Source organism: Candidatus Electrothrix sp., from assembly GCF_052785085.1.
In genome coordinates, this window is sequence record NZ_JALAAI010000169.1 from 1 (window position 1) to 6,564 (window position 6,564).

The following is a 6,564-nucleotide window of genomic DNA, read 5'->3' on the forward strand; positions in this document are numbered from 1 at the left end:
TTATCTATTTTTCGCAACTCTTCTCTGGATAGGTGCATGCGAACTCAGAACGTGGATAGATCTCGTAAAAAACGTTGTGACCCTTAAACTATCGTGATCTTCTTTTTTTGTCCAATCTTTTTTTGTGAGGAATGAGGGGGGTGAACGGTTACTCATCTGGAGGTGCCGGTGCGCTGCCTGGACCGCCGATCCACCTATAATGCCGAGGAAAGCGAGAACCGGATTATTCACGGGGATAATCTGGAGGCCCTCAAGGCCCTGCTGCCGGAATACGAAGGCCGGGTGCAATGCATTTATATTGATCCGCCGTATAATACGGGCAATGAGTCCTGGGTCTATAATGATAATGTGAAAGATCCGCGTATTGTCCGCTGGTTGGGGGAGGTGGTGGGCAAAGAGGGGGAGGATTTCTGTCGGCATGATAAGTGGCTGTGCATGATGTATCCGCGTTTGCAGTTGTTGAAGCGGTTGTTGGCCTCTGATGGGGTTATTTTGATTAGTATTGACGAAAATGAGCATCGTTATCTTGAAATGGTTTTGGAAGAATTGTTTGGTGCCGGTAACAAAATAGAAACCTTTGTTTGGAAAAAGAGCTATGGTGGAGGGGCAAAATCTAAACATATTGTCAATGTTCATGAATACATATTGTGTTTTGCGAAAAATAAGCAATCTATCGGCTTGCTTGAATTGCCGCCCAATGAAAAGTTATTGAAATATTATAAGTTCAAAGACGATAAATTTGCGTATCGGGGGCCATACCGTTTACAGCCGCTTGCAACGAACAGCATGGATATGCGACCAAATTTACGTTATCCAATAACTCATAATGGAGAGGAAGTTTGGCCAGAAAAACAATGGCAATGGTCTCGTGATCGAGCTATTGCCGCTCAAGAGAATGATGAGTTGGTTTTTAAGGAGAAGCAGGGAATCTGGACGGTTTCTTATAAGCAGTATCTAAAAACAATTGATGGGAAGGAACGAAAAGCTAAAGCATATTCGATTATTGAAGATATTTATACTCAGCAGGGTACCAACGAAATCAAGGTGATTTTAGGGGATGGAAAAGCGTTCTCTTTCCCGAAACCGAGCCGGTTGGTTGAATATTTACTGAATCTTGTTACCGACAAAAACTCCATCATCCTTGACTCCTTTGCCGGTTCCGGCACCACAGCTCACGCCGTCCTCAACCTCAACAAAAAAGACGGTGGCAACCGCAAGTTCATCCTCATCGAGATGATGGACTATGCCGAGACCATCACCGCCGAGCGGGTCAGGCGGGTGATTGACGGCTACGGCGAAGACACAAAAGCCGTGCCCGGCACAGGCGGTGATTTCAGCTATTACACCCTGGGCGAGCGCATCTTTGATCACGAGGACAATCTCAACGAATCCATCGGCATTGCCAAGATTCGCGATTATGTGGCCCGCACGGAACAGCTTCCCGGCGCGGAACAGGGCGAGCATCCAGCCTGGCTGGGCGAAAAAGACCGCATGGGCTATTATTTCCATTATCAGCCGGACCAGGCCACCTTCCTCAACATGGATTTCCTGGCCACCCTGACCCGGAAAAACGAGGCCTATCTCATCTACGCCGATGTCTGCCTGCTGGACAGCGATTTCATGCACAGGCATTGCATCCGCTTCAAAAAAATCCCTCGGGATATCTCCCGATTTTAGGCGGCCTTATGGAACTCCTTCCCTATCAGCAGCAGGTTCTGGACGATCTGGCTGATTTTCTTCGGCACCTGGAACAGCGCGGCAACCTGAAAGATGCCTTTCAAGCCTTTTGGCACCAGCGCAGTGTGGCCCGGCCCGAGCCGTATCAACAGAGCATTCCACGGGTTCCCCATGTCTGCATCAAGGTACCCACCGGTGGAGGCAAGACCTTTATCGCGGCCAATGCCATTCACACGGTTTTTGAGGCCCTGAACATCTACCGCCGCAAAGCGCCCAGGGCCGTGGTCTGGCTGGTCCCCTCCAACGCCATTCTGGACCAGACCCTGAACGCACTTTCTGATCCGGGCCATCCCTATCGTCGCAAACTGGACAGCCTGTTCAGCGGGCGGGTGGCGGTCTATGCCAAGGACACACTTCTTCAGGGAGCCGGGTTCAATGCCGCCGCAGTGCATGAGCAGCTCAATATTTTCGTTCTCAGCTATGCCTCCTTTCGCACCGGCAATAAAGAGGGCCGCAAGGCGTATCAGGAAAATCCCAATCTGGACGGCTTTGTCCGTCAGATGGACCCTGCCGAGGTGCTGGCTGAAACCGATGAATCCGCCCTGATCAATGTCATCCGCAGCATGAAGCCGCTCTGTATCGTGGATGAGAGCCATAATGCCCGGTCCAAACTGAGCCTGGAGATGCTGGAGAACTTTAATCCCGGCCTGATCCTGGATCTCACGGCCACGCCGCGCACAAAGAGCAACATCATCAGTTATGTGGATGCGGCCCAGCTCAAGACCTATCACATGGTTAAGCTGCCGGTGATCGTCTATAATCATCGTTCCGCCAAGGAGGTTGTCAGCAATGCTATCCAGCTGCGCAATAATCTGGAAAAACAGGCGACAACGGAAAAGGAGGCTGGTGGCGATTATATCCGACCGATTGTCCTGGTCCAGGCCGAATCCAAGACTGGCAAGGAGGATCGTTCCACCTTTGAGGATATCAAGAAACGACTCCTCCATTTGGGGATTGCGAAAGAAGAAATCGCCATCAAGACGGCCAAGATCAACGAGCTGAAGAATCAGGACCTGCTTTCGCCGACCTGTCCGATCCGTTATATCATCACGGTCAATGCCCTGAAAGAGGGCTGGGACTGTCCTTTTGCCTATATCCTGGCCACCGTGGCCAACCGCCATTCCCAGGTGGATGTGGAGCAGATCGTGGGCCGGGTTCTCCGCCAGCCATACGCCCGCCGCCAGCATCAGAACCTGCTGAACAACTCCTATGTGCTGGCCTCGTCAGCGGATTTTCTCGGCACCCTGGATAAGATCGTTGCCGGTTTGAATCAGGCCGGTTTTAGCAGGCGGGACGTGCGAGCCGCTGAGGTGGCAGAACCGAGTACGGAACCAGACGCGGAACAGGGGCAGGAATCGGGCGGAAGTCGCGGGACGGTGAGTCAGCCGGGCTTGTTTGATGTTCCGCTCACGCCCCAAGATAGCGAAACCAAAGGGGCAGCGCAATCTCTGGCTCCATTGGAAACAACTCCTCTGGAAAAGACGGACGAGGGGAACGGTCAGGGAAATCTGCCGCCGGGTGGTTTGGACAATGCGGCTGATAACCTTGTTGCAGGTATGCTGGAACATGCGGAAGCGCAGAGCCGGAAATATGAAGAACAGGCTGGGCAGGATAATGCCCAGGGCATTGCCGAGGAGGTGCGGGAAAAGATGCACGACTTTACAATCAGCGGGCCGTTCCAGGAACAGCTTGCCGCATTGCGGTTGCCCCGCTTTTATATCCGGGTTCCGGGCATGAGCCTGTTCGAGGACACCTTTTTGCTGAACAAAGAAGAACTGCTCAAGGGCTTTCGTCTTGGTCAGGCTGACAGCCGGATTGATTTTCAGACCATTCGCGACGATGCCTATCAGATCGACCTGGAAGAGGTGGGCGATCATGATTACCGTCCCAGCTTTTGGAAGCTTGGCTCCACCACCCGAGAGCGACTGGTGGAGTATCTGATTGCCCTGCCCCCGGAATCCCGCAAGCAGCAGGTGGCCCGTCGCCTCTGCGACCTGATCGGCAATATGTATCCCATTGCTGATCAGGAGGTGAAAAAGTATGTCCGCCGCATTTTTGAGGACATGAGCAGCGAGCAGATTCATGACTGCCTGGAGCGGGAGTACAGCTACCGGGACAAGATCAAGGCCAAGATCAGGGAATTGGCTGCGGAGTATGCCGAGACCCTGTTTTATCAATGGCTGGATGCGGATAAGATCCTGCTGCAAGAGGACTATATCCTGCCGGACAGTATTCATCCTCTGGAAACAGCCCCGGCTGTCCCGAAAAGCCTGTATGAGGCCGAGGGCCGCCTGAACAACTGGGAAGCCAAGGTTATCAACGAGGTCGCTAATCTGGACAATATCCTGTTCTGGCATAAGATTATCGAGCGTAAAGGCTTCTGCATCAACGGCTTTCTCAACCATTACCCGGATTTTCTCATCCGCACCCGCAATGGTACCACCCTCCTGCTGGAAGCCAAGGGCGATGACCGGGACAACTCGGATTCCGCCCGCAAACTGAAACTGGGCCGGGCCTGGGCCGCAAAGGCGGGCAATGCCTTCCGTTATTTCATGGTCTTTGACAGCAAGGAGGTTGAGGGGGCGTATCGGCTGGAAGAATTGCTGACGGTTGTTGGCGGGTTGTGAAATTACAGCATATTCGTCGAAGAACATTTTCCCGTTGGAACGGATATGTTGAGCAGGGTATAATCAGGTAAACGTTTCTGTTTTCGGAAAAATACTATTGCAGGTAGTAAGGAGGAAAGTATGGTGCAAATGACGGTTCAACTTTCGGATGAAGTGGCTGATCGTTGCAAAGCAGTCGGCCCTTGGCTTTCGACTGTGATAGAGTTAAGTCTTGCTGGTTTTAAAACACCGACATCCGCAACTGCCTCAGAGGTTGTTGATTTTTTATGCAGCAATCCTGAAGCGAAAGAAATAGCTGCGTTCCATATATCAGAATCGGCACAACTCCGTCTGCGCCGTCTCTTGACGCTGAATGAAGCTGGTTGTCTCTCCCTTGCCGAGCAGGAGGAGCTGGATGAATTACAGCGTTTGGAACATATGATCATCATGCTGAAGATTCGCGCTGCGCAAGATCATCAGAAGGAGCATTAATTGGCGGTATCAGGTTATTGATGAATGTACTTGCTTAGTTTTTGATAAAAATTCTGATGCGAGCCAAAGGTGTACAGATAGAGGGTAGTGCCCACAACTTCGTACGCAAGCAGAACCTGCTTATTGCCGATTTTGTATTTGTAGACCAGCACTCCCTGTAGGTCACCGGATTTCGCCTTGCCCGCTGCCGGATCAGCCATTATTGTTTTAACAGCTTCGTCTAATTTTTTTCTTTGCGTTTTGTTCAGCTTCTTTTTTTGTCGGGCAAAGAGCGGTGCCTGAATCACTTCGGCAATTTGGCTCATTCTTATTCCCCAAAGACATATGGAGTTCCCTGACCGGATTTAACCTGCTCTTTTCCGATGAGTATATCCTGGATGAACGGCAAGGGCAGGTCGGGATTCTCTTCCACTATTTGACCGATTTTTGCCCAGTATTCAATTTGACCGGCTACGGATCGTTTAAAGACTTTTGACTGTACTTTAGCCTTTACCACTAAATCATTTGAAATTTTGACTGCTGTAGACATGCTCTCTCCTTGTGTTGAGGTCTCGTTAAATTCATTGGGATTATTTTTAGCTTACTCTCTCGGGTTGCATATTGCAACTTTTTGTGTCACACAGATACTGTGTCGCACATAACTCCTCATTTATTATTATGACCACTTCCTTTGTTGTCGATCACCATGACCACACCCGGTATTCCATACTCGACGAGACTTTTATGTTGAAAAAACGGTATGTACACGTTGCTAAAATGAAAAATATTACTTTCGTCCTAGTATCCTTTTTCGCATTTTTTTTACAGGTGCCGGAAAATATACAATCAACGCATTTTAATAAAAAAGCATTGTCCTTTTCAAAGCAGGCTTATGCTCAGGAAAAACAGGATGTGCCCATCTTGACCAAAGAGGAAAAACGAAAAAATGCAACAGATGAGCGTGGCAGTTTCAACCAGTCAGCAATATGTTTACTGCCTGCTGATATTCCCGAGCAAGTAACCATACAAGATTTTTCTTCCTTTAATGAATGGCTTGCTTTCTTTAAAAAAGAAGCAACGAGAAAAGGTATCTCGCGCAATGCTGTTCAGGCCGCTTTTGAAAATGTGCAGTTGGTCGACAAGGTTGTTCAGTTTGACAGGAAACAAAAAGAATATTCTCTTTCTTTTACAAATTATATGAACAACTCGATCTCTCTCTCCAGGATTAAACGCGGAGAAAGAGAAATGAAAGAGAATGCCAAGATATTACAAAGGATTCAAAGTAAATATGGTGTGCCTCCTGAAATTTTAGTTGCCTTATGGGGGCTGGAAAGTGATTTTGGTGGTTTTACCGGGAATTTTTCTACTGTCAATACCTTGGCAACCTTGGCCTATGAAGGAAGGCGACGTGATTTCTTTACGAATGAGTTGTTTTGCGCATTAGCCATGCTTGATTCCGGAAACATAACTGTTCAAGAAATGACAGGTTCTTGGGCAGGGGCAATGGGTCAGCCTCAGTTTATGCCCTCAACTTTTTACCATTACGCTGTAGATGGGAACGGAGACGGGAAAAAAGACCTTTGGAAGAACACAAATGACGTTCTGTCATCAGCTGCACATTATTTAGTATCTGCTGAATTTCTCTCCTGTTGAATAATTTCATTGCGTTGCATGTCAAAGTATGCCATTCTTGAGTCGTCCTTTAAATGCGCATTTATTAAGCTGGATGCGCATGCCGACTAAAAAAGAC

Annotated in this window: 6 protein-coding genes; 4 read left to right on the forward strand and 2 right to left on the reverse strand. The window is 49.1% G+C overall.

Annotated features, from left to right (window positions below):
* Positions 1 to 168 precede the first annotated feature (168 nt).
* The 3 genes from L2082_RS17795 (at position 169) to L2082_RS17805 (ending at position 4,835) form a co-directional block, all read left to right on the forward strand.
* Positions 169 to 1,677, forward strand: a complete 1,509-nt coding sequence (locus tag L2082_RS17795) for a site-specific DNA-methyltransferase (RefSeq protein ID WP_446010388.1) — start codon at positions 169 to 171, stop codon at positions 1,675 to 1,677.
* 8 nt (positions 1,678 to 1,685) lie between these two features.
* The gene (locus L2082_RS17800) at positions 1,686 to 4,364 is read left to right on the forward strand and encodes a DEAD/DEAH box helicase (RefSeq protein ID WP_446010389.1); all 2,679 of its coding nucleotides are present in this window, start codon (positions 1,686 to 1,688) and stop codon (positions 4,362 to 4,364) included.
* 129 nt (positions 4,365 to 4,493) lie between these two features.
* Positions 4,494 to 4,835, forward strand: a complete 342-nt coding sequence (locus tag L2082_RS17805) for a hypothetical protein (protein ID WP_446012055.1) — start codon at positions 4,494 to 4,496, stop codon at positions 4,833 to 4,835.
* A 14-nt stretch (positions 4,836 to 4,849) separates the two neighbouring features.
* Here L2082_RS17805 and L2082_RS17810 read toward each other — a convergent pair whose 3' ends face one another.
* The gene (locus tag L2082_RS17810; RefSeq protein WP_446010391.1) at positions 4,850 to 5,140 is read right to left on the reverse strand and encodes a type II toxin-antitoxin system RelE/ParE family toxin; all 291 of its coding nucleotides are present in this window, start codon (positions 5,138 to 5,140) and stop codon (positions 4,850 to 4,852) included.
* A 2-nt stretch (positions 5,141 to 5,142) separates the two neighbouring features.
* On the reverse strand, positions 5,143 to 5,364 hold the full coding sequence (locus tag L2082_RS17815) for a TA system antitoxin ParD family protein (RefSeq protein WP_446010392.1): 222 nt from the start codon (positions 5,362 to 5,364) through the stop codon (positions 5,143 to 5,145).
* Positions 5,365 to 5,558: 194 nt separating this feature from the next.
* Here L2082_RS17815 and L2082_RS17820 point away from each other — a divergent pair, with 194 nt between their 5' ends.
* Positions 5,559 to 6,467 carry a lytic murein transglycosylase gene (locus tag L2082_RS17820; protein ID WP_446010393.1) on the forward strand — a complete coding sequence of 303 codons (909 nt, stop codon included), beginning with the start codon at positions 5,559 to 5,561 and terminating at the stop codon, positions 6,465 to 6,467.
* The last annotated feature ends 97 nt before the right edge of the window (positions 6,468 to 6,564 follow it).

What these genes read in the sequence shown, in the direction of transcription:
- L2082_RS17800 (WP_446010389.1), top strand. Translation starts at nt 1,686, where the DNA reads ATGGAACTCCTTCCCTATCAGCAGCAGGTTCTGGACGATCTGGCTGAT.
- L2082_RS17805 (WP_446012055.1), top strand. Translation starts at nt 4,494, where the DNA reads ATGACGGTTCAACTTTCGGATGAAGTGGCTGATCGTTGCAAAGCAGTC.
- L2082_RS17810 (WP_446010391.1), bottom strand. Translation starts at nt 5,140, where the DNA reads ATGAGCCAAATTGCCGAAGTGATTCAGGCACCGCTCTTTGCCCGACAA.
- L2082_RS17815 (WP_446010392.1), bottom strand. Translation starts at nt 5,364, where the DNA reads ATGTCTACAGCAGTCAAAATTTCAAATGATTTAGTGGTAAAGGCTAAA.
- L2082_RS17820 (WP_446010393.1), top strand. Translation starts at nt 5,559, where the DNA reads ATGTTGAAAAAACGGTATGTACACGTTGCTAAAATGAAAAATATTACT.